The 23815-nt window shown below is 53.3% G+C and carries 21 protein-coding genes; 6 read left to right on the forward strand and 15 right to left on the reverse strand.

Features of this window, described 5'->3' with window-relative positions; translation table 11 throughout:
* Positions 1 to 2: 2 nt before the first annotated feature.
* From P156_RS0106965 to P156_RS0106990, 6 genes are all read right to left on the reverse strand, one after another.
* Positions 3 to 2516 carry a RimK family alpha-L-glutamate ligase gene (locus P156_RS0106965; RefSeq protein ID WP_027869503.1) on the reverse strand — a complete coding sequence of 838 codons (2514 nt, stop codon included), beginning with the start codon at positions 2514 to 2516 and terminating at the stop codon, positions 3 to 5.
* Between the two features lie 12 nt (positions 2517 to 2528).
* Complete coding sequence (locus tag P156_RS0106970; protein WP_027869504.1) at positions 2529 to 4289, reverse strand: ABC transporter ATP-binding protein; 1761 nt, start codon at positions 4287 to 4289, stop codon at positions 2529 to 2531.
* Entirely contained in the window at positions 4286 to 6058 is a 1773-nt protein-coding gene (locus P156_RS0106975; protein WP_027869505.1) for an ABC transporter ATP-binding protein, read from the reverse strand. The genes P156_RS0106970 and P156_RS0106975 overlap by 4 nt, the downstream gene beginning before the upstream one ends.
* Before the next feature lie 28 nt (positions 6059 to 6086).
* The gene (locus P156_RS12845; RefSeq protein WP_051600779.1) at positions 6087 to 6965 is read right to left on the reverse strand and encodes a RimK family alpha-L-glutamate ligase; all 879 of its coding nucleotides are present in this window, start codon (positions 6963 to 6965) and stop codon (positions 6087 to 6089) included.
* 35 nt (positions 6966 to 7000) lie between these two features.
* On the reverse strand, positions 7001 to 8749 hold the full coding sequence (locus tag P156_RS0106985) for a GH3 auxin-responsive promoter family protein (protein ID WP_027869506.1): 1749 nt from the start codon (positions 8747 to 8749) through the stop codon (positions 7001 to 7003).
* Positions 8750 to 9039: 290 nt separating this feature from the next.
* Positions 9040 to 10056, reverse strand: a complete 1017-nt coding sequence (locus P156_RS0106990; RefSeq protein WP_034802353.1) for an FAD:protein FMN transferase — start codon at positions 10054 to 10056, stop codon at positions 9040 to 9042.
* Between the two features lie 16 nt (positions 10057 to 10072).
* Between P156_RS0106990 and P156_RS0106995 the strand changes: the two genes are divergently transcribed.
* Genes P156_RS0106995 through P156_RS0107010 form a run of 4 tightly spaced genes read left to right on the forward strand, consistent with a single transcriptional unit; the run spans position 10073 to position 13264 of the window.
* Positions 10073 to 10441, forward strand: a complete 369-nt coding sequence (locus P156_RS0106995; RefSeq protein WP_081818573.1) for a NusG domain II-containing protein — start codon at positions 10073 to 10075, stop codon at positions 10439 to 10441.
* The gene (locus P156_RS11950) at positions 10425 to 11042 is read left to right on the forward strand and encodes a Gx transporter family protein (protein WP_242838705.1); all 618 of its coding nucleotides are present in this window, start codon (positions 10425 to 10427) and stop codon (positions 11040 to 11042) included. Before P156_RS0106995 ends, P156_RS11950 begins: the two co-directional genes overlap by 17 nt.
* 11 nt (positions 11043 to 11053) lie before the next feature.
* Positions 11054 to 11407, forward strand: a complete 354-nt coding sequence (locus P156_RS0107005) for an arsenate reductase family protein (RefSeq protein ID WP_027869509.1) — start codon at positions 11054 to 11056, stop codon at positions 11405 to 11407.
* A 60-nt stretch (positions 11408 to 11467) separates the two neighbouring features.
* Complete coding sequence (locus tag P156_RS0107010) at positions 11468 to 13264, forward strand: aminopeptidase P family protein (protein ID WP_027869510.1); 1797 nt, start codon at positions 11468 to 11470, stop codon at positions 13262 to 13264.
* A 130-nt stretch (positions 13265 to 13394) separates the two neighbouring features.
* Here P156_RS0107010 and P156_RS0107015 read toward each other — a convergent pair whose 3' ends face one another.
* Positions 13395 to 13628, reverse strand: coding sequence for a hypothetical protein (locus P156_RS0107015; protein WP_027869511.1), 234 nt, complete (start codon positions 13626 to 13628; stop codon positions 13395 to 13397).
* A gap of 870 nt (positions 13629 to 14498) precedes the next feature.
* On the opposite strand from P156_RS0107015, the gene P156_RS11955 reads away from it, so the two are divergent.
* Both P156_RS11955 and P156_RS0107025 read left to right on the forward strand, forming a co-directional pair.
* Positions 14499 to 14756 carry a helix-turn-helix transcriptional regulator gene (locus P156_RS11955; protein WP_051600785.1) on the forward strand — a complete coding sequence of 86 codons (258 nt, stop codon included), beginning with the start codon at positions 14499 to 14501 and terminating at the stop codon, positions 14754 to 14756.
* Positions 14749 to 15615: a DUF6591 domain-containing protein gene (locus P156_RS0107025; protein ID WP_027869512.1), complete on the forward strand. Its 867-nt coding sequence runs from the start codon at positions 14749 to 14751 to the stop codon at positions 15613 to 15615. Before P156_RS11955 ends, P156_RS0107025 begins: the two co-directional genes overlap by 8 nt.
* Positions 15616 to 15694: 79 nt before the next feature.
* Here P156_RS0107025 and P156_RS0107030 read toward each other — a convergent pair whose 3' ends face one another.
* From P156_RS0107030 to P156_RS0107065, 8 genes are all read right to left on the reverse strand, one after another.
* Positions 15695 to 16495: a PucR family transcriptional regulator gene (locus P156_RS0107030; RefSeq protein ID WP_185752159.1), complete on the reverse strand. Its 801-nt coding sequence runs from the start codon at positions 16493 to 16495 to the stop codon at positions 15695 to 15697.
* 324 nt (positions 16496 to 16819) lie between these two features.
* Positions 16820 to 17800 (reverse strand): RnfABCDGE type electron transport complex subunit B, encoded by a 981-nt coding sequence (locus P156_RS0107035; RefSeq protein ID WP_027869514.1) that lies wholly within the window; start codon positions 17798 to 17800, stop codon positions 16820 to 16822.
* Between the two features lie 17 nt (positions 17801 to 17817).
* On the reverse strand, positions 17818 to 18396 hold the full coding sequence (locus P156_RS0107040; protein WP_051600786.1) for an electron transport complex protein RnfA: 579 nt from the start codon (positions 18394 to 18396) through the stop codon (positions 17818 to 17820).
* The gene (gene rsxE / locus P156_RS11960) at positions 18396 to 19055 is read right to left on the reverse strand and encodes an electron transport complex subunit RsxE (RefSeq protein WP_051600788.1); all 660 of its coding nucleotides are present in this window, start codon (positions 19053 to 19055) and stop codon (positions 18396 to 18398) included. The genes P156_RS0107040 and rsxE overlap by 1 nt, the downstream gene beginning before the upstream one ends.
* Entirely contained in the window at positions 19055 to 19630 is a 576-nt protein-coding gene (locus tag P156_RS0107050) for an FMN-binding protein (RefSeq protein ID WP_027869516.1), read from the reverse strand. The genes rsxE and P156_RS0107050 overlap by 1 nt, the downstream gene beginning before the upstream one ends.
* Positions 19620 to 20621: an RnfABCDGE type electron transport complex subunit D gene (locus P156_RS0107055; protein ID WP_027869517.1), complete on the reverse strand. Its 1002-nt coding sequence runs from the start codon at positions 20619 to 20621 to the stop codon at positions 19620 to 19622. Before P156_RS0107055 ends, P156_RS0107050 begins: the two co-directional genes overlap by 11 nt.
* Positions 20621 to 21937, reverse strand: coding sequence for an electron transport complex subunit RsxC (rsxC, locus tag P156_RS0107060; protein ID WP_051600790.1), 1317 nt, complete (start codon positions 21935 to 21937; stop codon positions 20621 to 20623). Before rsxC ends, P156_RS0107055 begins: the two co-directional genes overlap by 1 nt.
* Positions 21938 to 22188: 251 nt before the next feature.
* Positions 22189 to 23616, reverse strand: coding sequence for an aminotransferase class I/II-fold pyridoxal phosphate-dependent enzyme (locus P156_RS0107065; protein WP_027869519.1), 1428 nt, complete (start codon positions 23614 to 23616; stop codon positions 22189 to 22191).
* Positions 23617 to 23815: the final 199 nt, after the last annotated feature.

Here is a 23815-nt window from a genome sequence, read left to right on the forward strand (position 1 = left end):
CATTATGGGAGCTTGTCGATAACGACCGGGACCTTGACCTGCGCCACTGTTGCGTTTCCCTTGGCGTATTTTTTCATGAGCTGCGCCCCCCAGCCCTCTTCCATGAGCCTTAGGCCGCATGCGTTAAGGAGTTTCTTTCTGTAGGTGGCATACTGAACGAGTTTTTCACACAGACCCTTATCCAACGCATCGGCAAAAGCTTTCTCATCGGCAGGTGCTTTGTCGGGCTCAAGGCAGATCACATAACTCATCTTCTCCGGATCCGGATACACCTGAGCGATCTGACAGCCCACGCCCTCTTCTTCGCATATTTCCGAGATCGCTTCCGCAAGCATGGACCCCGGGATCTTCTCCTGCGCCAGATTTGCTACATCCGTCAGTTTTGTGACAAAGTATATGTTGGGCGTGTTTCCGGTAAACCCGTCTACATGCACCAGATCCTTCAGACGATACCGATACAAACCCGCGTTTGTAGTCAGTACAAGCTCGTAATTCTTCTGATCTTCCAGTTCCCAGGCAAAGAGTGGCTCGCCCCCCTCTTCGGGGATGAACTCATAGAAGCACGTGAACGAGGATAGCGCGCCCGCCGGGGTCTCCGGTTTCGTTGGAATATTGAACTTGGTCTCGCTGGCACCGTATCCCACATCGATGTATCTGGTCTTTTCGGGAAGTAATTTCCGTACTTCAGAGACATGTACGCCAACGCTTCCTCCGAGCCAGAAACCTGCCGCCATAAGATTCGGCCAGTAGTACCGAGGGATAAACCGCCCTTCCTCCTTCAGTTTCAGCAGCTCATCTGCTCTTTCTGGATTAGGCGCAAGCTGATATTTCAACATGTCCTTCAACCCGTCGGACATATCGTACCTGATTCCACCGTTTCGGATATCTTCGATCAGTTCCTCCGCGTGGAGTACCGCATAGTCACACAGGTTCTTCATCATCTTTGCGTTATTTCCAAGCAGAGCGGTCACGTCATTATAGACGAGGGAGCAGCGAAGCATAACATACAGAAGTTCATCGCCTTCAAACTCATTGACCACCTGCGGCACATAGGTTAGATGTTTGACTAGCTCCGGGTTTGCAAGCTCTGATGATCTGCCGGACGCGGTACCGCATGGGATTCCGCCGCTGGTCACGTCAAGAGACGGCTTATTGAAAAACGCGAATACTCTGGTCGCCACCTCAGGAGAGGTCATCATGAAAATCTCCGTGATTCTGGCTCTTGAGATAACTTGTCTCGCTGCTGCTTCCCGTTCGCTTTCCGGAATGAATTTGTAGCTTGCAGTGGTTCCGGAAGTACGGTAAAAAAAGTTCGCTTTTCCGGGGAACAGAAGATCACTCTCACCGGCCTGAAGCCTTTCGGAATAGGTGGCATAATCAGCCCAGTCCGAAAGTTTTACCTTTTCTCTGAAGTCCTCCAGAGACTGGATCTCTCCAAAGCCATGTTCTTTACCGAATTCTGTGTCCTTGCAGGCGTTCAGGATCTCGAAGAGGACAAGCTCCTGGGTGCCTTTGCAGTCGGCGAAAAGCGCTTCTGTCGCTTTCAGGAATCCGTAGTCGTCAAGACCCATGAGGAGCTTTGGCAGCTGCGTACGCTTTGCCGCCTCCTTCAGTTGTAGTGTCCTCCAGTGGGCAAGCGGCCGCTTCATCATCTGTCTCTTCAGATCCTTCAGAAAGACCGATACAAGATCTTTTTTTCCAAGCCAGGAATCGAACCCTGCAGAGGAATTCACCTCTCCTACTACAAAGCCGTTTTCTCCGAAGAGAAGATCGATCCCTGCCATACGCAGGCCAATCGCCTTCGAAACCTTGTGGCAAAGTTCTTTCATTTCCTCTGTCAGCGGATACTCCTCAGTGGTGCCGCCAACATGCAGATTGGATCGGAATTCATTGGGATCGGATGCCTTCCGCTGTGCGGCAAACACGGCTTCAAAACCGATCGTCAGGACTCTCACATCCCTGCCTTTTGAGGAGGCCACATATTTCTGGATCAGCATTCTGGACTGGGAGCCGGCCAATTTCTCCATCGTCTTCTCCAGTTCTTCTTCCGTTTTTATCAACTCGACGCCGATCCCTCCGAATCCATCATCCGGCTTCATGATCAGCGGAAGACCGATCTCCGAGAGAATGAGATCCTTGCTCATACTCTCCCTGAAAACAAGGGTCTTTACGACTGGAATGCCTTCCTTGGCAAGGATCTGATACGTCTCGATCTTGCTCATAGCCGCTTTTTTTGCCTCTATGGGATTATAGTTGAACGATCCCAACTGTTCCAGTTGCCGCGCAAAAGGAAATACCACTCCGTTTTCGCCGTCGGAATCAGCAATGTAGAAAAAGTCAGGAGGAGTCTCTTCCTTCCCGTTGACCCAAATCCTGGAGGGAAGTCCGTTGTCGATTTCGTACGCAGCTTTCCCGCAGTCAATGATCTCTATGGTATGATCACCTACATTTACATTGCTGAGAAGTCTCTCTGTCGCAGCTTCAAATTTCCCTGCTGTCAAAAACCAACCTTTCATATTGCTCCTTTCTTATGCGTATGAGCTATTGTACAGTTCCGCATAGTAGCCCTTCCGGGCCATCAGTTGTTCATGGGTTCCAACTTCTTTTATATCTCCGTCTACCATGAAGATGATGCAATCCGCATTTTTGATGGTAAAAAGCCTGTGGGCAATCATGAAGGTCGTATGCCCCTTCATCATGTCATTCATGGCCGCTGTGATCATCACCTCTGTCCTCGTGTCGATATTGGAGGTCGCCTCATCGAGTATCAGGATCTCCGGATCGGCAAGAACAACCCTTGCTATAGACAGGAGCTGTTTTTCGCCGACGCTCAGAGCTCCCGTCTCATCATTGATCTCAGTGTCATAGCCCTGAGGAAGTTTCTGGATGAAACTGTGGCATTGTGCCTTCTTCGCTGCTTCGATGACCTCCTCCCTGGTCGCTTCCGGCCTGCCATAGGCGATATTCTCATGAACCGTCCCTGAGAACAGCCAGGTGTCCTGGAGCACCATTCCCATATGGCTTCGTAGTCCGGCCCGGGTCATTTTTGCCGTATCCAGGCCGTCCAGAGTGATGTTACCTCCGTTGATTTCATAAAACCGCATCAGCAAGTTCACCAGTGTCGTCTTGCCTGCTCCGGATGGACCGACAATGGCGAACACTTGTCCCGGCTCCGCCCTGAAACTGACATCCTTCATGAGAATCTTGTCCGGAACGTAACCGAAACTGACATGCTCAAAGGCCACCGCTCCATCGGCAACCCCAGAGATCTCCTGCGGTTCCTCGTTGTCCTCAGACTCGTTTTCCTCATCGATGAGTTTGAAAATCCGGTCCGCTGCAGCCAGCCCCGCCTGCACCTGATTGAGCATTGTCGAAAAAGTATTGATCGGGCTGGAAATATTGTAGGCGTAGATCAGAAAAGCGGTCAGCGCCCCCAGTGTGACCACGCCCTTAATGCTCAACAGCCCGCCGAGCACGCACACCGCGATGTACACCAGATTGTTGAGAAGTGTCGTCACCGGAGTGATCAGCCCCGACCAGGTTCTCGATGACAAATATGTCCGGAAGAATTTCTTGTTGATCGTCTCCATGGTGTCATAGGCTGTCTCTTCGTAGTTGAATGCCCTCATGACATCATGGCCGGAAATCATCTCCTCGATGTGGCCGTTCAATTCTCCCACTGCTTCCTGTTGGCTTTTGAATAGTTTTCTCGTAGCACCTGTAATGATGCGGATCGCAGTGTAACTTAATGGGATCATTACGAAAAAGATCAGCGCAAGCCAGACATTGGTCAGCAGCATCATTACCAGTATTCCCACGATGGTAAGTACTTTTGTGAACAGGGTCGACAGATTGGTCTGAATCACATTCGTCAGTGTTACCATATCGCTGGTGAGCCTTGCCAGCACATCCCCCCTCTTCTGTGAGTCCAGGAAGGACAGCGGTAGTACCTGCAGTTTTTTCTGGAGCTTCTGCCTGAGGCTGAAAGCAGTATTCTCCGCGATCTTCACGAGGCTGCGTCTGGAGAGGTACAGACAGATGCCGCTCAGAATGTACATTCCTACGAGAACGCCAAGGCGGGGAAGTATCTCATACATGGAAAAGAAACTCCCCTCCAAAGGCGCCAAACTGTCCGTGATGCTCTCGATAACCTTCGGGGCAAATATGTCAAACACTGTACTGAAGATCAGCATAAAGACGACCAGCACCACAAGACGGCGGCTTCCTGCCATGTATCTCATGAGCCGCATGAAGGATCCTCGACCGCCTTTCTTTTTTTCTTTTTTCATGCCTGCGCCTCCTCTCCTTCATCGGATGTCTGCGTGCGGAAGATTTCCCGGTAGATATCACTCGTTTCCAGAAGTTCTTCATGGGTCCCGCAGGCGGTGATCCTCCCCTGATCCATGACGACGATCTGATCCGCGTTCATGATCGTATTGATACGCTGGGCGACGATTATGATGGTTTTACCCGCCAGCTCTTCTCTCATTGCTGCTCTCACCGCAGCATCCGTCTTGAAATCGAGTGCGGAAAATGTGTCATCCAGAAGATAAACAGGAGCTTTTTTCACAAAGGCTCTCGCAATGGACACTCGCTGTCTCTGCCCTCCGGAGAGATTGGCGCCTCCCTGCGTGACTGCCTTGGACGGCCCCTCATTGCCTTTATCCATAAATTCTGTGACCATTGCCATGTCACAGGCTTTTCTGATCTCCTCGTCCGTCGCGTCAGGACTGGCAACCCTCAGATTGCTCTCGATCGTGCCGGCAAAAAGGTGCGCCTTCTGCGGTGCATAGGAGATCATATTCCTGAGCTCCTTCACCGGCATATCACGGGTATCGGTTCCATCGATGAACACAGAACCGAAATACCTGGTGTCGAAGAACCGCAGCAGCAACTTCAGGAGCGTTGTTTTGCCGCTTCCCGTCGCACCTACGATCGCGGTGGTCTTCCCCGCCGGGAAGGTTATGTTTATATTATCAAGAACCATATCATGGGCACCGTTGTATCCGAAACTGACGTTTTCGAAACGGATCTGCCCTTCTGCCGAACCGGATACGTGACTGTCTCCGACGCTTCCCTTCGCCCGGCTATATTCGTCCGTCGAATAACTCTCCGCCTCATAATCCAGGACCTCTATGATTCTCTTGGCCGAAACTTCGCATTTTGGAAGCGCGTTGACAATGGCCATCACCGTGGCAAACCCGCCTGCGAGCATGGTGCTGTACTGGATATACGTCAGAAGATCTGCGAGACTTACGATCGTCTCCCGCATCTCCCATGTACCGACAAACAGAATCAATGCAATCGTGAGGTTCATGATGACATGGACCAACGGAACCAAAAGCGCGATGTACACCCCCGCATCAATGGCCTGATCTCGTATGTCCTCATTTGCCTTTGACAGCTTCTCGACTTCGTAGTCCTTCATACCAAAGGCGCGAATGGTGCGCATGCCGGTCAGTTTCTCATTCATGAGCACACTTCCCCGATCGGTCTTCGCCTGCAATGACGCGAACTTCGGCATGCTCTTTCTATTTCGCCGTATCACTATGAAAGCACATAGAATGAAGGTCCCGGCGATGATCAGCGAAAGGGACGCGTTGAGAAATATGCATCGAACAAATGTAAAAACGGCCACAAAAGGAACCAGAAGGGCGTTCCGCAGCATATTGATCACAACCATCTGCATCTGTGTCGTATCGCTGGTCGCCCGGGTGAGCAGCGTCTCCCGGTTGAACCGCTGATAATCGAGATCCGAAAAAGTCTGCACCTTAGCAAACAGGTCCGCCCGTATCCTCGTGGTAAAACTGGCGGTCACATAGGCAGAGAACCTTCCGGCAAGAACCATGAGGACACCCATGGTGAACGTCATGATGAGCATCTGGATCCCCATTTGCCAGACATAATCCATATCTGCATTCGCGATGCCTTTCTTGAGGATACGATTGAAATAATCAGGAAGGCTGGTTTGGGTATAGGCCTGCCCAAGGACAAATATGAATACCAAAAACATCTGCTTCCAGTAGTTTTTCAGATATCTTCCAAATAGTACAAACAAAGATATTCTCCTCTCATATCAATAATTCTCAGGCACTCAGCAGCGCTTTCAGGAATCTTTCGAATCCCACCTTTTTAATCAGTGTCTCAAGTCCCGGACTGTCATTCACCTCACCAACGATGAAGCCATCTTCCCCGAAGAGAAGATCCAGACCGCACAGATTCAGATCGATTGCTTTTGCCGTCCTTTCACATAGAGAGATCACTTCGTCAGTGAGTTTGAAATCTTCGTAGTGTCCTCCCTGATGAATATTCGAACGGAACTCCTCAGGATCCCCTGCCTGTCTTACAAAGGCGGCATAGGGCTTTTTGCCTACCATCAGAACCCTGAGATCTCTCCCCTTGGAACTCTCTATGTAGGGCTGCGCTATCATCACTCCATCTGACATTATCTCAGGAAGCTCGTCAAGGAACGCCTGCGCCTCCACTCGGCTTTGGATCAGCTCAACCCCCTTGCCGCCAAATCCGACGGCCGGCTTCACAACGCAGGGGATTCCTACTTCTGTTTCTATGATGTCCACTGGCGTTGAGCGGAATACCGGCATCACCTTCGCCTGGGGGATCTTCTCTCTGGACAGAAAATGTGCTGTTTTTAATTTGTTTCCGGCAATCCTCTTTGATTCGATGGGATTGACCGACACGCTTCCCATGGCAACCAAGGCTTCCTCGATCCCCTCCATCACCGCATCGAATGCGCCGTAAAAGATAAATCTGTCAGGAGGTGATACTCTCTCTCCTTTCGCGTAAAGCGACGGCTCACCGTCTGATGAGACCGTGTAATCAATGTCATTTCTCCTGAAATGCTCGGCCTCGATGTTATATTTCCTGAGGAGCTCGCGCCCGCTTTCCAGTGCCCTTTCAATAGAATCTCCCTGAACGATCGCACCTGTGATAAACCAAACTTTCATATTCTCTTTTCCTCCTTCACAGCATCTCTCTTGATCTATTCGTATCTTTCCCTGAGACCATTAAAGAACCGGTACTTGATCGGCGTATCGATGACGCGTACGGGCTTTAACTGGTTTGGAGAAACCCCCTTCATGATCATCATTTCACGGTAGAGTTGGTAGGTCTGCTGTTGCACTGGAATGATCTCGCAAGGAGCAAGCACCCCTGTTCTGATCTTCTCTCCATAGGATGGATTTGCCTGCATAACCCTCGCCTCAAGCTTATCTCTCATTTCAGGCAGTTCCTCCTTCCTGATGACCCTGTCAGGCTCTATGAAAAATGTATAATGCCCGGGTTCCTCGTCGGTATCCGCGTATACACTGTAATCAGTTACATCGAGACTTGCGTCCTTCATAAACTGTTCAATAGACCATCTTATTGCCTCTTCATTTGTCTTTTCCCCTGCAATGGAAAGGAGCTGGCTCTTCCTGAAGACAAACTCGAGCATTGGAGCCTCATTGTAAAAGCCTGTTACCCGGATGACATCCTTTATGCGGTAACGGTAAAACCCGGACAGATTCGTCAGCACCAGTTCATAGAGCTCTCCCTCCTCAAGTTGATCGATGGTAAGCGGCCGGACACTGTCATCCTCCGACTTTGCCGGAATAAACTCATAGAAACCCCCGTCCGGGACGAGGACAAAGGAAGAGTCCCCCACATGCCTGGACGTTGCGAAGAATCCCTCAGAAGCAGCGTAGCCAAGGTGGTTGAAAGGAATGTTCTTTCCTGTAAATGTATGCATCTTTTTTGAATAAGTGAAGAACCCACCTGTTCCGATGCTGGCAACGAACTGAAGATCCGGCCAGATCCGCAACGCCATGCCATTCGGTCCTTTCTTAAAGGCAGCGGCCAGTTCCTTCGCTCTTTCCGGGTTCGGTTTGAGCTGCGATTCGAATTTCTCTCTCCAATCGTCCGGGATCTCAATGCTACTGTCGATGGTTCCACATGCAATGTCGTTACAAAGCATCTCCCAGTTGGACCTGGAATACTCCAACAGATCCACCAGCGCCGTCATGAAGGCAGAGTTCAGGAATACGATATTCCTTCTCTCCAATACGTATCTGGCTCTCAGATACTTCAGATCCATCTCTGCCTTTGGGTTCAGGACATCCCACGGAGGTGATACGAAGTACTGTGTTGTGTCCTTTACCTGTTTCAGAATATTCCCAGAGATGGCGCCCTTTGGGATCCCGTGTGCCGTTTCCTGAAACTTGAGTTCCAGACAGTCGGCGACAAATCCTTTCTTAAAAGACTTGCCTGTGGTATTCCGATAGTACTCATCCACCACCCCAAAACACATGCTTGTTCCATACCTTCTGTATTTGGCAAGCTCCGCAGCTGATACCGGAATGTGCTTCGGCACACCGACACTCCCAGAGCTTAAGGCATAGTGAACTGGTCTTTCGCAGCTGAGGAGATTCTCTTCATCATTTTCCACCATTCGCTTTATATACGGCTCCAGTGTGTCGTAGTCACAAAGCGGGACTTTGTCCTGATATTCCTCGATGCTGTGTATGTTCGCGAAATCATATTTCCTCCCGTATTCCGTGTCCTTGTTGTCATTCAGGAGTTTCATCAGAAGATCATTGGAAATGCGAACGGCCTCCTTGCTGTTTCTGTCAAGTGTCCGTTTCGCCGTTCTCCCTTCTCTGATCATGTGATTGATGATGGCTGTGTTGACCACCTTCGTCGGAAGCACCTTCGGAATTTTCAGTGATCCTTCCTTTTTCTTTTTTCTGCTCATTAATATATTGTCCTTTCCAATTCCTTTAATTCTCATATGAAAGGAATGTGACGTAGATATACATCAAACTCCTCTTTATTATACCATAATATAATTTAAAGTGTATATTTTTAGGTCTTTTTACGGTCACAAGATGGGATTCGTTACAGGAAATTAATCCGAACACGAAAAAACCCCGAAGCCCATTGTTTGCAATGAGTTTCGAGGTTCTTTGCCCTGATAGGCGAGCAGCCTTTCTATTTCTCTTCTTTTTTATTCACTATGAACAATCGAATCGATTTTTACTCATACTACTCCTCCTCAAACGAAAACCCGTCGGTCTTCACGATCTTGTCGCCTTCCAGGATAAAGAGCGCCTCGTACCCGTCCATGGACTCGATCAGCGCCTTTCCTTCCGAAAGCCCCAGGATCAGGCAGGTGGTAGACAGGCCGTCACAGTCCACCGAGTGGCCGGCGGGTCCCTTGATGCTCACCCCCACTACGTCCGTATCCACCGGGTAACCCGTGGTGGTATCCAGGATATGGTGGTATTTCTTGCCCTCGTACTCCAGGAACCGCTCGTAGGTGCCGGAGGTGACGATGGTGCCGTCCGCCAGCGGCGTGGCCCCCACGATCTGGCTCTGGTCCGAGTAAGGCTTCTCGATACCGATGTTGAAATCCGATCCTGCTTTGTCCCCTATGCACTCGATGTTGCCGCCCAGGCTGATGATGGCGCTGGTGACCCCCTGCTCTCGGAGGTAGTCCGCCAGCCCGTCAGCGATGAACCCCTTGGCGATGGCGCCCAGGTCCATCTCCGCCTCAGGATCCTTCATCTTCACGGTATTTCTATCGATCGTAATTAGGCGATAATCCACGTGTTTTAGGGCCTCGGACAAAGCTTTGTGCCCGGGAGGCGTCGCGCCAGGATCGTGGTAATTCCACAGCGCATCCACCTTGCCGATGGTGATATCGAACCGCCCGTCGGTCTTCCGACAGAATTCCAACCCCTTGCGGATCACCTGGATGGTCAGCGGATCGCACTTGACCGCCTTGCCTCCGGCGTGGTTGATGTTCCAGATGTCAGAACCCTCCACCGTCTTGCTCAGCAAGTCCTCGTACTTCCGGCACTCCCCAAAGGCGCCGTCAATGACCTTTCCTGCCGCCTCCTCACTCATGCCGTCCATGTCGAAGACGCTGATCTGGCAGGTGGTGTCGAAGTAGAAACTCTCTTTGCTGACGGGTTCTGCGTTTGCACTGCAGGCGGTCTGTGGTATAATGAGAACGGTAGCCAACAGTATGGCCGCCATGATCGTTGTTATTTTTTTCATAGAATAGGAACCTCTATTGCGTAAAATAATAAGAAAAGCCGATATCGTTCTGTTCGTGTGCCTGCTGGTCATCGGGTTGGGGCTGTCCTGGCTGTCCGTGGCGGGAAGCGTCACCGGCACCAGGGTATTGGTCTCCGTGAACGGCAAGCCCTACGGGACGTACAGCCTTTCCAAGGATCAGACCGTCACCATCCGGCAGCACGGTCACACCAACAAGTTTACCATAAAAGATGGGGCGGTGCAAATGACCCACTCGGACTGCCGCAACCAGAACTGTGTGGAGACCGGCAGCATCCGCCGTACCAGCCAGTCCATCGTCTGCCTGCCCAACCGGGTGGTGATCGAGATCAGGGGAGGGGGTGAGTACGATGCCATCTCCAACTGACAACGCCCGCGAGGCGAGACGCACAGACGACAAACCTCGCGCCGGGACGCTCCAGACAAGCCGAAAAGCTCGAGCTTCCGGCAAGACCCGCACCTCCCGCACCACGCGGACCCGCCGCCTCACCATGAGCGCCATGTTCGCCTGCCTGGCCCTGATCTTCACCTATGTAGAGGTGCTGATTCCGTACAGTGTAGGGATTCCCGGGGTCAAGCTGGGCCTGGCCAACCTGGTGATCCTCATCGCCCTATATGAGATGGACGCCCGCTACGCCCTGACCATCAACCTGATCCGCATCTGCCTGTCCGGACTGCTCTTCAGCGGTCTGTTCGCCATGCTGTACTCCCTGGCCGGGGGCCTCATCAGCCTGGCAGTCATGTGGGCGCTGAAGCGCACCGGCCTATTCTCCATGGTTGGGGTCAGCATGGCCGGCGGCGTGGCCCACAACTTCGGCCAGGTGGTGGTGGCCGCTGTCATCGTGGAGAACATCCGCATGTTCGCCTACTTCCCGGTGCTTTTGTTCACCGGTCTGGCCGCGGGGATCCTGATGGGCATCGTGGCCTATATCATCGACAGGAGTCTGCCGAAGCAGCTATTTAATTGAAAGGAGAACCCATGCTCAAAGTCTATTGTTACAGCCGTTGCTCCACCTGCAAGAAGGCCCTGAAGTGGCTGGAGGAGAACGGGATCGAACACACCGTGATCGACATCAAGGAAAACAACCCCACTGAGGAGGATCTGCGCCGCTACCACGCCAGGAGCGGGCTGCCGCTTAAGCGCTTCTTCAATACCAGCGGCATGCAGTATCGCTCCCTGGAGCTTGCAAAGAAACTGCCCGGCATGACCGAGGACCAGCAGTACGCGCTCCTGGCCACCGACGGCATGCTGGTGAAACGCCCGCTTCTGGTGGGCGACGATTTTGTGCTCACCGGATTCAAGGAACCGGAGTGGGAAGAGAAACTGAAATAGCAGAAGGACGATCCGTCGCCCGGCGCGCCGGATCACCCAGACAAGAAACGGAGAGGAACCATGAGAGAACAACTGACCGCCCTGAGGGCACTGATGGCCGAGGAAGGCATCGACCTGTACCTGATCCCAAGCGAGGATTATCATCATTCAGAATACGTCAACGACTACTTCAAGTGCCGGGAGTATTACTCCGGCTTCACCGGCGACGCCGGCACCCTGCTGGTGGGCGCGGAGAACGCCTGGCTGTGGACCGACGGCCGGTTCTTCCTGCAGGGGGCGGAGCAGCTGGCCGGCAGCGGCATCGAGCTGATGAAGTCCGGCGAGGAAGGCGTCCCCACCCTGACCGAATTCCTCCAGGCACAAAGCACTGACGTCCGCCTTACCCTGGGCTTTGACGGACGCCTGATCACGGCACGGGAGGCAGAAGAGTACGCCAGTCTGAACCTGGACATCCGCCAGGATCTGGACCTGGCGGGCGCAGCGTGGGTGTCGCGCCCGCCCCTGGCTGCGGGCGACATCTATGACCTGCCCGCTTTCACCACCGGCCGCAGCACGGAAGACAAGCTGGAGGAGATCCGCCGCGTCATGAAGCAAGGCGGCGCGGACTACGTATTCGTCTCCGATCTGATGGAAACCGCCTGGCTGCTGAACAAGCGGGGCAGCGATGTGGACTGCACCCCGGTGTTCTTTGCCTATACCATCATCGGCATGGACAGCGTCCAGGTATTCACCCTGCAGCCCCTGACCGAAGGCGGCGCGGCGGCTACACCCGGATCTGCCGCCGCGCTTGCCGGCGCCACTGTCGTCAACCAGGCGCCGAAGGCAAAGGGCTTCCAGTGCCGGGGATACGACGAGATCACTCAGGCGCTGACGAAGCTGCCGGAAGGGAGCACGGTCTGGATGGACGGCGATACTACCGGGAGCACCTTCTATGGGAGCGTGCCTGCCGGCGTAAAGATACTGGATGCTCCTTCTCCGCTTTGTCTGCCAAAAGCGCTGAAAAACGACGAAGAGCTGGCCTGCACCCGGGAGGCTCACGTGCGGGATGGCGTAGCGATGGCCGAGTTCATCCGCTGGCTAAAATCGAAGGCCGGGGAGTCTTTCACGGAGATCGATGCGGCAGACTTCCTGCTGAAGTGCCGCCAGGCCCAGCCGGGATTTCTGGACATCAGCTTCCCGACCATCTCTGCCTATGGCCCTCACGGAGCCATCGTTCACTACGAACCCACCCCTGAGTCGGATGCTCCCGTGCTCCCGGAAGGTTTCCTGCTGGTGGACAGCGGCGCCCAGTACCTGAAGGGCACCACGGACATCACCCGAACCATCGCCATGGGTCCCCTCACAGATAAGGAGAAGGAATACTATACACTGGTGCTTCAGGCGCACATCCGCCTCATGACAACGGTATTCGCTCCGGGCACCAAGGGCATCGAGCTGGACGCCCTGACCCGGGGGCCGCTTCGGGAGCACGGTCTGGACTACAACCACGGCACCGGCCACGGTGTCGGTCATGTGCTCAGCGTCCATGAAGACCCCAACAACATCAGTTTCCGGGCCGGGGAACATGCTATCATGCCCCGAATGGTCACCACAGACGAGCCGGGGGTCTACATCGCCGGCGAGTTCGGCGTCCGGATCGAGAACGAAATGCTCTGCTACGAACGGGAGGACGGCCAGTTGGCCCATGAGAACATCACCTACTGCCCCTATGAGAGGGAAGCGATCGTGGTGGAGATGCTCACCGAAGAGGAGAGACGCTGGATCGACGCCTACCACGCAGAGGTGCTCCAGACCCTCAGCCCGCTGGTATCGGACGATACCGCTGCCTGGCTGGCCGAGGCCTGCAAGCCGCTATAAAGACTGCCGCCCTGATTTGGTGTAACAAAAAAGTGCCAGAAGAGTTCATCTCCTCTGGCACTTTTATCTTGAATTCTGTGACGATGAGAGGTCGCCATCACATGCTTATTATGGGCTTGTTGAATGGAGATCAGAACATCTGGTTCACCACTGCCAGATCCTTCTCTGCCTGGATACGGTCCATCTCTTTCTCCATAATTGTGCTGACGTATGGAGTGTCACTGTTTCTGACCATGCTCCTGACGTAGCCGGAGGCTACCTCCCTGGCCAGATCCCTTGGCAGTCCACTCACACCCATGATGTTGAATGCGCTTTTGCAGACTTTCTTTACATCTTTGCTCTGGAAAATGCTTCTGAACTTCATTTTGGTACCTCCTTTTCTCTTCTGGTACCTAAATTATAGTTCTTCTACATCTTCTTTTCATTATCCGCAGTTCCAAAGATACACCCTCCGGTGTTGTACGGTCATACAACAGTCCGCTCTTCCTGTCGGAGCCGCCAAGGCGAGCCTCCTTATGGCAGAAATGCATATGCTTATGGCAATGCCATAACAATAGCCGTTTATGCCATAAGAAATCGTGAGTTTTGCTCGTTTTCTTATGGCATTTCTTCTTATACTTATGGCACTGCCATAAGCATAGACGATTTTGCCATAATCCCAATCTCAATTCATTGATCCACACTTCTAAATGTGTTCTTCACATTTTCCATCTCTGCCTTTGCCTCACCCTCTGTGGATATTACATATACGGTTGCCAAAGTGGCGATTACAGAATCGTTCGATTTCCAAATGCAATTCTGACAGGGCCTTGGAAACCGAAATCCAAAAAAATGGCGTTTTTCGTATCCACGAGACCTTTACAGGCGCATTTTGTTTCCAAGGGCCACCAAATATAGACAGCGGATACGAAAACCCGCCTAATTCCAGTTTTCTGTATCCAGGTATACGGAATATTCGATAATGGGAACAGTTTCTTTGGCAATCAGCCGAATGGATACCAGTCTTTGTGCCCCCCTCCAAAAATTACAGCTCCTATAACGAGCGGAGAAGTAAGCGATGCGCTCGTTGCAGACGTTCGCTTCGTCCTCGGCGTGCGAGCACGTCAGGAACTTCGCTCCGTCTATAACAAACAGCCGTCACGCACCGTAACACAATGTTACGCGCAGATGATGGCGGAACCGAAAGGAGCGTACTACAATGAAAACAACATCAAACGGAAAGGTGGTAAGGCCTATGTCATTTGGAGAAAAACTGAAGGAACTCCGCCTGCGGGAGGAGCTCTCCCAGGAGCAGTTCGCCGAGCGGCTGGATGTCTCTCGCAGCGCCGTTGCCAAATGGGAAGCAGGCGCCGGCATTCCGGAGACGGAGAACCTGCTGGTCATCGCCCGGGAATTCTCCGTCAGCCTGGATTGGCTGCTCTCCGTCAACCAGGAGACCTACAGGCTGAACTCGTCAAAACCAATAATCAGAATCGAGGTGTCGTATGAGTAAGAACAGAAAATGGAAGATCGCGCTACTGGCAACACTGGTCGTAGCGCTGGTAACAGCGCTTTGTGCCTGCGGCGGCGGGAGCGGCGGCGGCGAGGACAAAGCCCCGGCGAAAGAATCCAAGGACGGCTTTGACAAAGCCACCAAACAGGAGGTCACGGTTAACGGAGTGACCTATAGCCTGCCGGATTACTTTGTGTACAGCAAGGACAATTCCACCAATGACAAGCAGTATTACTATGCGGAAACGGGAGAGGCTCCCGTCGTGTTAATGATCAGTGATGCAGATCTGGATGAGAACACGGATTTCGATAAGGACTACCGGGAAAGCTTTGTAGCATCGCTGACTAAGGAGGCGACCGATTCTGCCGACAAGGAGACAGATCTTGATATGACGATCAACGGAATGCCCGCGATCAGCGTCTCCTACAACGGCAAAGCGGATGAAAAAGAAATGGAAATAAAGTGCTACCTATTCTTCAACGAAGAGCAGCACAAGCTTTCAGGACTCCTGCTCGGACAGTCTGTTGATTCACAATATGACTACATGAACGACTTCGACAAGATCGCCCAATCCGCCAAGGCCGAAAAGAAGCCTGAGGTATCCAAAGATTTCAAGAAGACCATGGATGGATACGAGAAGTTTTTCAACAAGTATGTAAAGTTCATGAAGAAATATCAGGAATCCGGGGACGCGCTTGGAATGCTCAGCGACTATACCGATTACATGAACGAATACCAGAAGGTCATGAACGATCTGGAATCCATTGACCAGGACGAACTATCCGAGGCGGACCTTGCCTACTATATCGAGGTGAATGCCCGGATTCAGAAGAAATTGCTGGAGGTGAGTGGGAACTAGCAAAATGCAGTCTTTTTGAGTGGAGGTGGCTGTTGCACAAAGCGTTAAAGGACGCTGAGGGCAGCAGCCCCTCTTTTCGTTAATTCTGGTACAGATCTTCCATCACCCGCGCAAGCGCCAATGCGAAATACAGCTTTGCCTTGAAAGGCATGCGGGTGAAATCGCTGCCCAGCAGTTCTTTTGCTTTGTTGAGGCGATAAATTACCGTGTTACGGTGGAGGAAGGTGAGTTCCGCCGCCCTGGCCAGCTGCGAATCCGCATCGATGAGATAGACCGCCAGGGTGTCCAGCAGGCCATCGCTCGACTTCAGTGGTTCGATCAGAGACTGGTAGGCCTTCAGCGCAGAGGGATCTCGGGAGAGCAACAGGTCCCGGCACTCTTCCGCAAGCGAGAGCTGCCAGAAATTGAACGTCGTTTCCTGCGGATAGATGCGCTTTGCCAGTGTGACGCTGTCATCTATCTGTTCGTTCGCCTGCTTGTCCAGCACCACCGCCTCCATCACCTCTGCGATTACGTCACTGTACTTCAGCGCGAGATTGTCCTCCGGGAGCACGATCAGCGGTATGCCCAGCCGGTTTGCCGTGTCCAGCAGGCGAGAGTCGATCCCTCCCATGACCACATCCGAATAGAAGAGGATCACCGCCACATCTCCGCTAGCTTTGGAGTGTTCAAGAATGCGGCACTGTTCCTCTACGTCATTCTTCGCCGCATAGAAGGATGTGATGACGATCTCGTCAGGCACAAAGAAGTCATCCTCGTAATCGTCGAACTCGATGACCGATATCGCTTTCACCACACTGTCCAGACCCTGATAGCCCGCCACCACTCTCGCCGATGCGAGAGAGGGCAGACTGAGACAATCCCGAACCGTAATACTCATAGATTCATATCTAGTGGAAAAAACCCTGTTTTGCGGGAATCTGTTCCGCGATTCGGGATTTTTCTTCGATTTGCGGAACAGGACAGAGGATTTCTTCCGCTCTAGTGGAAAGAATTCTGTTTTGCGGAAATCTGTTCCGCGATATGGTTTTTTTCTTCGCTTTGCGGAACAGGACAGGTTGGGAGTCATCCCAGGCAGAACATATTACCGGCTGAATAAGGCATTGGAAATAAGAAAAAAGGGGATGTCCCTTAAACGGTATGATACCGTCTTTTGGGACATCCCCTTTTATCTTATTCGGTTTATGTGTAGGAAAGTGTTCTACTATTCCGCCTTCTCTTCCTTGGCTTCTGGCTTTGTATCCGCCTCAGCCGGCTTCTCAGCCTTTTCGGCGTCCTTTGCCTCAGCAGCTTCGGCTTCCTTCTTGGCAGCCTCGGCCTTGGCTTTCTTCTCGGCAGCCGCCTTCTTGGCAGCCGCTACCTTGGCAGCATCCACCGGCTTTTTCTTCTTCGGTCTCTCGTTGTGGATCGCACCTGTCGGGCATTCCTTGGCGCAGAGGCCGCAGTTCTTGCACTTGTCCGGATCGATGTAGGCCAGGTTGTTCTCCACCTTGATGGCATCGAACTTACATACCTTGACGCACTTCATGCAGCCGATGCAGGCGTTGTCGCACTCTTTCCGTGCCTGGGCGCCCTTCTCGGTGTTGTGGCAGCGAACGATGACCACGTTCTTTGCCGGGGAGATGCGGATCAGGCTGTTGGGGCATGCAGTAGCACAAGCACCGCAGGCCACGCACTTGTCTTTGTTGACGGTAGCTACACCGTCCTTCACCTCGATAGCATCGAAGTCACATGCCGCCACGCAGTCCCCCAGGCCCATGCAGCCGAAGGGGCAGGCATTCATGCCGCCGAACAGGGATTTGGCCGCCTTACAGGTGGGGATGTCCTTGTAGGTCAGCAACGCCTTCACTGCGTCCTTGGTGCCGTTGCACTGGACCACTGCGATCTGCTTCTCGCCCGCATCAGCGGACTTGCCCATGATCTCTGCCAGCTTCTCTGCCAGATCGGCTCCGCCCACCGGGCACTTGCTGCAGGACAGATCCTCGTCCGCTACCAGCGCATTGGCATAGTCGTCACATCCGGCGAATCCGCAGCCGCCGCAGTTGGCGCCCGGCATTTCCGCACGGAGTTTCACAAATTTCTCATCCACGGGGACAAAGAACAGTTTGGAAGCGTAGCTCAGGATGCAGGCTGCGATCAGTCCTACCGCTCCTACCACCGCGATGGCAATAACAATCAGATTCATTCAGCGTCCCTCCAATCTTATACCATGCCCTGGAAGCCCATGAAGCTCAGGGACAGAATAGCAGCAGTAATTAATGTGATCGGAGCGCCTCTGAAGGACAGCGGCATTCTGCTCTCGTCCACCAGCTTGCTTCTGACGCCTGCGAACAGGACCATAGCAACCAGGAAACCGATTCCAGCTGCGAAGGCGCAAACCAGTGCCTCAATGTAGTTGTAGCCGTTCTGGATGTTGGAGATACAAACGCCCAGTACCGCGCAGTTGGTGGTGATCAGAGGAAGGAACACACCCAGGGACTTATACAGAGCGGGCATGCTTTTCTTCATGAACATCTCGACCAGCTGTACCAGCGCGGCGATGACCAGGATGAATACCACGGTCTGCAGATATCCGATCTCAAACTTGTCCAGAACCTGCATGATGGGCCATGTGGCCGCGGTCGCCAGTACCATGACGAAGGTAACGGCGATGCCCATACCCTTTGCGGAATCTAACTCTTTGGATACTCCCAGGAACGGGCAGATTCCGAGGAACTGAGCCAGCGGGTAGTTGCTAACCAGCACCATGCTGATGATGATCACGATCATGTTACTTAACATCATGCCACCTCCTCTTTCGCTTCTTCATCGGTGGGGATCCCTGCGGGGACTTCTTTCTTCGGCCTTGCGGTAGTGAAGTATGCCACGGCTGCGATGCAGATCGCATAGGAGAAGAATCCGCCCGGAGCCAGGTTGAAGATGCCCATACCCGGAATGAAGTTGTCCAGGATGTGGATACCCAGCCAGGTGCCGTTGCCCAGCAGCTCTCTGATGGAACCCATGCAGAACAGCGCGAAGGTGAATCCGATGCCCATGCCGATTCCGTCCAGAGCAGAGTCAAATACGTTGTTCTTGCTTGCGAACATCTCGGCACGGCCGAGGATGATGCAGTTTACTACGATCAGTGGGATGAAGAGTCCCAGAGACGCATAGAGGGACGGCACATAGGCCTGCAGCACCAGCTGTACCACCGTTACGAATCCGGCGATGACAACGATGAAGCACGGGATACGTACCTTGTCCGGAATGATGTTTCTCAGAAGTGAGATAACGATGTTGGAGCAAACCAGTACGGCGGTGGCGGAAACACCCATGCCCAGGCCGTTGACCACAGAGGTGGTAACTGCCAGTGTCGGGCAGGTTCCCAGCAACAGCACCAGTGCCGGGTTCTCCTTGATGAATCCGTTGGTCAGGATGCTCAGTCTGCTTTTCTTGTTCATTACTGTACACCTCCCATTGCCTTATACTGTGCTAATGCGGCATACACACCGTAGTGGACGGCACTTCCGGAAACGGAAGCTCCACTGATGAACTTGATCTGTCCGTCGTCCTTGACGCTGGTGGCATTCAGTTCCTCAAGGCCCTTGTACTGCTTCAGATAGCTGTCCTCAAAGTCCTTGGTACCCAGTCCCGGTGTATCGGAGTGGGCGGTGACCTTCACGCCTGTGACCTTGCCCTGATTGTCGATACCCACCATCATGGTCAATTCACCGCCGAAGGACTTGGATGCGCAGGTGCACACCATGCCGCTCTTGTTTTCTGCCACAAAGACCTCGTCCACGCGGACGCCGTCTTTCTCAAAATCCTTGATGATGTCGCCGTCAAACGCAACGAACTTGGCTTCAGCTGTTGGCAGCAGTTCTCCTCTGGTGGCATCGGCAGCCGCCTTGGAGTTGGTGTCGATGACGGGCTTTGTCATCCCGTAGACAATGGCCAACGCCGCGGTGACGCATACGCAGATGCAGACCAGAACGACGACAGGTGCAATATACTCCTTATATGTATTACTTTTCATTTTTCTTTGCACCTCCATAGGTTCTCTTGATCACAAAGTCATCCAGAAGCGGTGTGCACATGTTCATGAACAGGATGGCGAAGGAAACGCCTTCCGGATAGCTGGCGAACAGCCGGATGATCATGGTGATCACGCCGCACAGGATGCCGTAGATGATTCTCGACTTGGTCATGATCGGAGAGGTGACATAGTCGGTGGCACAGAAGAAGGCACCGAACATCACGCCGCCTGCGCAGACATGGAAGATGGCCATGTGCAGAGCGCTGGCGTCGCCGCCCTTGACTCCGTAGTAGATCAACGAGAACACGAATACGGCTGCGATGAAGGATACCGGAATAGCCGGGCTGATGATCTTCTTCCAGATCAGGAAGCAACCACCGATGAGAATGGCCAGCGCACTGACCTCACCCATGGATCCGCCGACGAAGCCCAGGAACAGGTCCGCGTTGGACGGAAGATCAGAAACATTGGCCTTCCCCTTGACGACCTCGGCCAGCACACCCAGCGCGGTGGCACCGGTGGTGGCATCGGTCTGCGCCTGTCTCGGCACGGGCCAAGTGGTCATCTGTGTGGTGAAGGAGAGCAGCAGCACGATACGGCCGACGATGGCCGGATTGGCGATGTTTCTGCCCAGTCCTCCGAACAGGCACTTCACGATGACGATAGCCACAAAGCATCCGATGATGGCCATCCAGTAAGGGAAGTTGGATGGCAGGTTCATAGCCAGGATCACACCGGTGACACAGGCACTCAGGTCACCGACTGTATTCGGCTTTTTCATCAGCTTGTTGTACGCCCACTCGAAGAAGGCGCATGCGACCACACATACGGCAGTCAGGATGATTGCTCTGATGCCGAACACTACGACACTCATGATGAATGCCGGTGCCAGCGCGATCAGGACCATCAACATGGTCTTACTTGTATCCAGGCTTGTGACCAGATGCGGTGACGAGGATACAGTCAGGTTGTTGTAGAACTTATTATCCATTATTTGATCCCAGCCTCCTTTACTAATCCTTTACCCAGCTTGTTGATGAAGGCCAGCGGCCGTCTTGCCGGACATACGAAGGAACAGCTTCCGCACTCCATGCACTGCATGACCTGCAGGTCAGACAGCCTCTGCGCATCGCCGCGCTCATAAGCTTCTGCCAATCCTGTCGGCAACAGGTTGAACGGGCATGCCTGGTGGCATCTGCCGCAGTTGATGCACGCGGTCTCTTCCGGAATGTGAGCCTGCTTCTTACTGAATGCCAGGATCGCGTTGTTGTTCTTTACGATCGGCATAGCATCGGAGAAGATCGCTCTTCCCATCATCGGTCCACCCATCAGGATCTTGGTGGGCTCTTCCTTGTAGCCACCACAGAACTCCATGATATCGTGAATCTGTGTTCCGATGGGAGCGATGATGTTCTTCGGCTCTTTCACAGCATCTCCGTCTATGGTCATTCTCTTCTTGATGAGTGGAATGCCATCCTTCAGGTACTGCCCGAAGAAAGCGACGGAGGTAACGTTGGAGACGATGACTCCCAGGTCTGCCGGCAGTACGCCTGCGGGACAGTGCTGTCCTGTGATCTCATAGATCAGCACACGCTCGGCGCCCTTCGGGTACTTGTCCAGGAGCTTGAATGTCTTCAGATTGGTGATTCCCTGCTCTGCGATCATTCTGTCGAACTGAGCGATAGCATCTGGCTTGTTCTGCTCGATGCCGATGTAGCCCATGTCCGTCTCCAGCCACTTCATGATCTCCAGCGCTCCATCGATCACGTTCTGCGCATCCTCCAACATGGTCCTGTGGTCAGATGTGATGAACGGCTCGCACTCTGCGCCGTTGACGATGAAGGTTTTGACTTCGTCCTTGTTCTTAGGATTGAACTTGATGTGTGTCGGGAAGGATGCGCCTCCCAGACCTACCAGTCCGCTGGCTCTGGTGGCTGCCACAAAGCTCTCCATATCGGTGATCTCCGGTGCCTTGATCCCCTCTGCCAGTTCCTGCTTCTTGTCGGCCTCGATGACCACCAGTGTGTCACTTCCGCCCATTGCGTTACGCTGTGTCTCGATTCCCTTGACGGTTCCGGATACACTCGCGTGGATCGGTGCACTCACGAAAGCATCGGTGTCGCCAATGACCTGACCTACCTTCACCTCGTCGCCCTTCTTCACCTGCGGCTTACAGGGGGCGCCGATGTGCTGCGACATTGAAATCTTGACAATGTCTGGGATCGGCATGATCTCGGTTTCACAGCTGGCCGTGTTCTTGTAATGGCCGGCATCGATGCTATGCAAATGCTTTGCATTAGAACTCATATAGAAACCTTCCTTTCTAAAAAATTATCGTTAGCATAATTCCGCATAATCGGTGAGGTCCTCCCGAACCGTCAGATCACTGCGCCTGCACCAGGCTGGCGGATCTCCGGCTCCCGTCTCCGGGCAGATTCTACCCCACCATAAAACCATACGCAGTCATTATACACCTAACCATATCAAAAAGCACTATTAATTTACACACAAAAAAATACAGAATACATAAAAGAACATAGTGATGCGATGGCGGTTCACTATATGCCAACGCACACCGTTCCTTCCGCACTGAGCCCGATGACGTTCTCCCCCTGTGCCCTGAGCTCCGCTATATATCTGCAGATCTCCTCCGTCAATACCTCGCCAGGACACACGATGGGTATGCCCGGCGGATAAGGGATCAGCGCGCGCGCGCATACCTTGCCTGCCGCATCGCCTAATGGCAATTCAGCTTTGTTTTTCGGAATCGGCTTTTGTGTAAGGACCGGAAAAGACCAGGCAGACGCCTCTGGATCCCGAAGAGGTCCGTTGGCACATGTCGTACATGCAGCGCCGGCACGATCAGGTGCTGTGGCTGCGATGTCCTGCAGCGCCTGCAGGAGTGCTTCATAATCAGACCACTGGTTCCCGACGCCGGTCATGCACATGACGATGTCTCCCGTCACCAGTTCCGGCCAGATCCCCCGGTCAGTCAGCGCCTGTTCCAGTGCATGACCGGAAAGGCCGTAGCCGCTCATATCCAGATTGATCTTGGTGCGATCCAGCATGGGATGCTCCATGATTCTAAGTCCGGGGATCCGGATGGCCGCCTCCCTGTAAAACCGCTCTATGCAGGCCTTCCATTCTGCCATCAGGGATGCACCGTGTTTTTCCAGTATATCTGCGTTGACGTCCAGGGAGGCCATCAATATATAGGAAGGACTGGTGCTCTCCATCTTGCCCAGCGCGTCCTCCATGCGCTGGAGGGAAACGCGGTCGCCCATGACATTTGCGACCGCGCTTTCTGTAAAGGAGGCCAGGGTCTTGTGGGTACTGCATATGACGATATCTGCACCCAGATCCTCGGCGGCAAGGCTTTGTGCATCCAAGAATTTCAGATGCGCGCCGTGGGCCTGGTCGACGATCAGGATCTTACCGGATCGATGCACCACCTCCGCGATGGCGGCAATATCGCTGCAGATGCCGTAGTAGTTGGGACTAGGCAGGATCACCGCAGCCGCCCGGGGATGCTCCCGAAGACAGCGCTCTACCTCCTCAGGACTGACCGGACCGGAGATACCGTAAGGAGCGACGATCTGCGGATAGGCGTAAACCGGACGTACCCCCGCCATTTCCACGCCGCTGAAGATAGACTTGTGGCAATTGCGGGCCACGATCATATCATCGCCGTGCTCTGTAGTGGCCAGAATGGATGCGATGAGGCCGCTGCTGCTTCCGTTGATCAACAGGTAGGTCTGCCGGCTTCCGTAGAGGCGGCGGTATCGTGCCATGGTCTCCGCGATGATCCCCTCTGTCTGAAACAGGTTGTCCGCGCCGGGGATCTCCGTGATATCGATATCCACGATGTTGTCCAGAAACGCGTCATAGCCCAGACGGCGGAACAGGCGGCTGCCCTTGTGCCCCGGCATGTGGAAGGACACGGGGTTGGTCGCCTGGTGCCGCAGTAGATAATCAGTGATTGCCATCGTTAGTCTCCTCCAATGATATTCATTCTTAATAGTATCATACCTTGTCCGCCGTACTTTGGCAAGACGAGAGCTTCCAGTCGACTGCAGACAACATCCTCTTCGACCTGCTGTGCTCATGCGTCGAAGACGAAGAGAAATGTATATACAGTCCGCGCTTTTTAACTGTAACCCTGTCGAAAATGGTAAAACGAGAAGT

The sequence above is a fragment of the Eubacterium sp. AB3007 genome (genome assembly GCF_000688015.1).
GTDB lineage: Bacteria > Bacillota > Clostridia > Peptostreptococcales > Anaerovoracaceae > Aminicella.

Bases quoted from the DNA above. Each gene is read 5' to 3' on its own strand.
- P156_RS0106965 (WP_027869503.1), bottom strand. From the start codon at position 2,516: ATGAAAGGTTGGTTTTTGACAGCAGGGAAATTTGAAGCTGCGACAGAG.
- P156_RS0106970 (WP_027869504.1), bottom strand. From the start codon at position 4,289: ATGAAAAAAGAAAAAAAGAAAGGCGGTCGAGGATCCTTCATGCGGCTC.
- P156_RS12845 (WP_051600779.1), bottom strand. From the start codon at position 6,965: ATGAAAGTTTGGTTTATCACAGGTGCGATCGTTCAGGGAGATTCTATT.
- P156_RS0106985 (WP_027869506.1), bottom strand. From the start codon at position 8,749: ATGAGCAGAAAAAAGAAAAAGGAAGGATCACTGAAAATTCCGAAGGTG.
- P156_RS0106990 (WP_034802353.1), bottom strand. From the start codon at position 10,056: ATGAAAAAAATAACAACGATCATGGCGGCCATACTGTTGGCTACCGTT.
- P156_RS11950 (WP_242838705.1), top strand. From the start codon at position 10,425: ATGCCATCTCCAACTGACAACGCCCGCGAGGCGAGACGCACAGACGAC.
- P156_RS0107005 (WP_027869509.1), top strand. From the start codon at position 11,054: ATGCTCAAAGTCTATTGTTACAGCCGTTGCTCCACCTGCAAGAAGGCC.
- P156_RS0107010 (WP_027869510.1), top strand. From the start codon at position 11,468: ATGAGAGAACAACTGACCGCCCTGAGGGCACTGATGGCCGAGGAAGGC.
- P156_RS0107015 (WP_027869511.1), bottom strand. From the start codon at position 13,628: ATGAAGTTCAGAAGCATTTTCCAGAGCAAAGATGTAAAGAAAGTCTGC.
- P156_RS11955 (WP_051600785.1), top strand. From the start codon at position 14,499: ATGTCATTTGGAGAAAAACTGAAGGAACTCCGCCTGCGGGAGGAGCTC.
- P156_RS0107025 (WP_027869512.1), top strand. From the start codon at position 14,749: ATGAGTAAGAACAGAAAATGGAAGATCGCGCTACTGGCAACACTGGTC.
- P156_RS0107030 (WP_185752159.1), bottom strand. From the start codon at position 16,495: ATGAGTATTACGGTTCGGGATTGTCTCAGTCTGCCCTCTCTCGCATCG.
- P156_RS0107035 (WP_027869514.1), bottom strand. From the start codon at position 17,800: ATGAATCTGATTGTTATTGCCATCGCGGTGGTAGGAGCGGTAGGACTG.
- P156_RS0107040 (WP_051600786.1), bottom strand. From the start codon at position 18,396: ATGTTAAGTAACATGATCGTGATCATCATCAGCATGGTGCTGGTTAGC.
- rsxE (WP_051600788.1), bottom strand. From the start codon at position 19,055: ATGAACAAGAAAAGCAGACTGAGCATCCTGACCAACGGATTCATCAAG.
- P156_RS0107050 (WP_027869516.1), bottom strand. From the start codon at position 19,630: ATGAAAAGTAATACATATAAGGAGTATATTGCACCTGTCGTCGTTCTG.
- P156_RS0107055 (WP_027869517.1), bottom strand. From the start codon at position 20,621: ATGGATAATAAGTTCTACAACAACCTGACTGTATCCTCGTCACCGCAT.
- rsxC (WP_051600790.1), bottom strand. From the start codon at position 21,937: ATGAGTTCTAATGCAAAGCATTTGCATAGCATCGATGCCGGCCATTAC.
- P156_RS0107065 (WP_027869519.1), bottom strand. From the start codon at position 23,616: ATGGCAATCACTGATTATCTACTGCGGCACCAGGCGACCAACCCCGTG.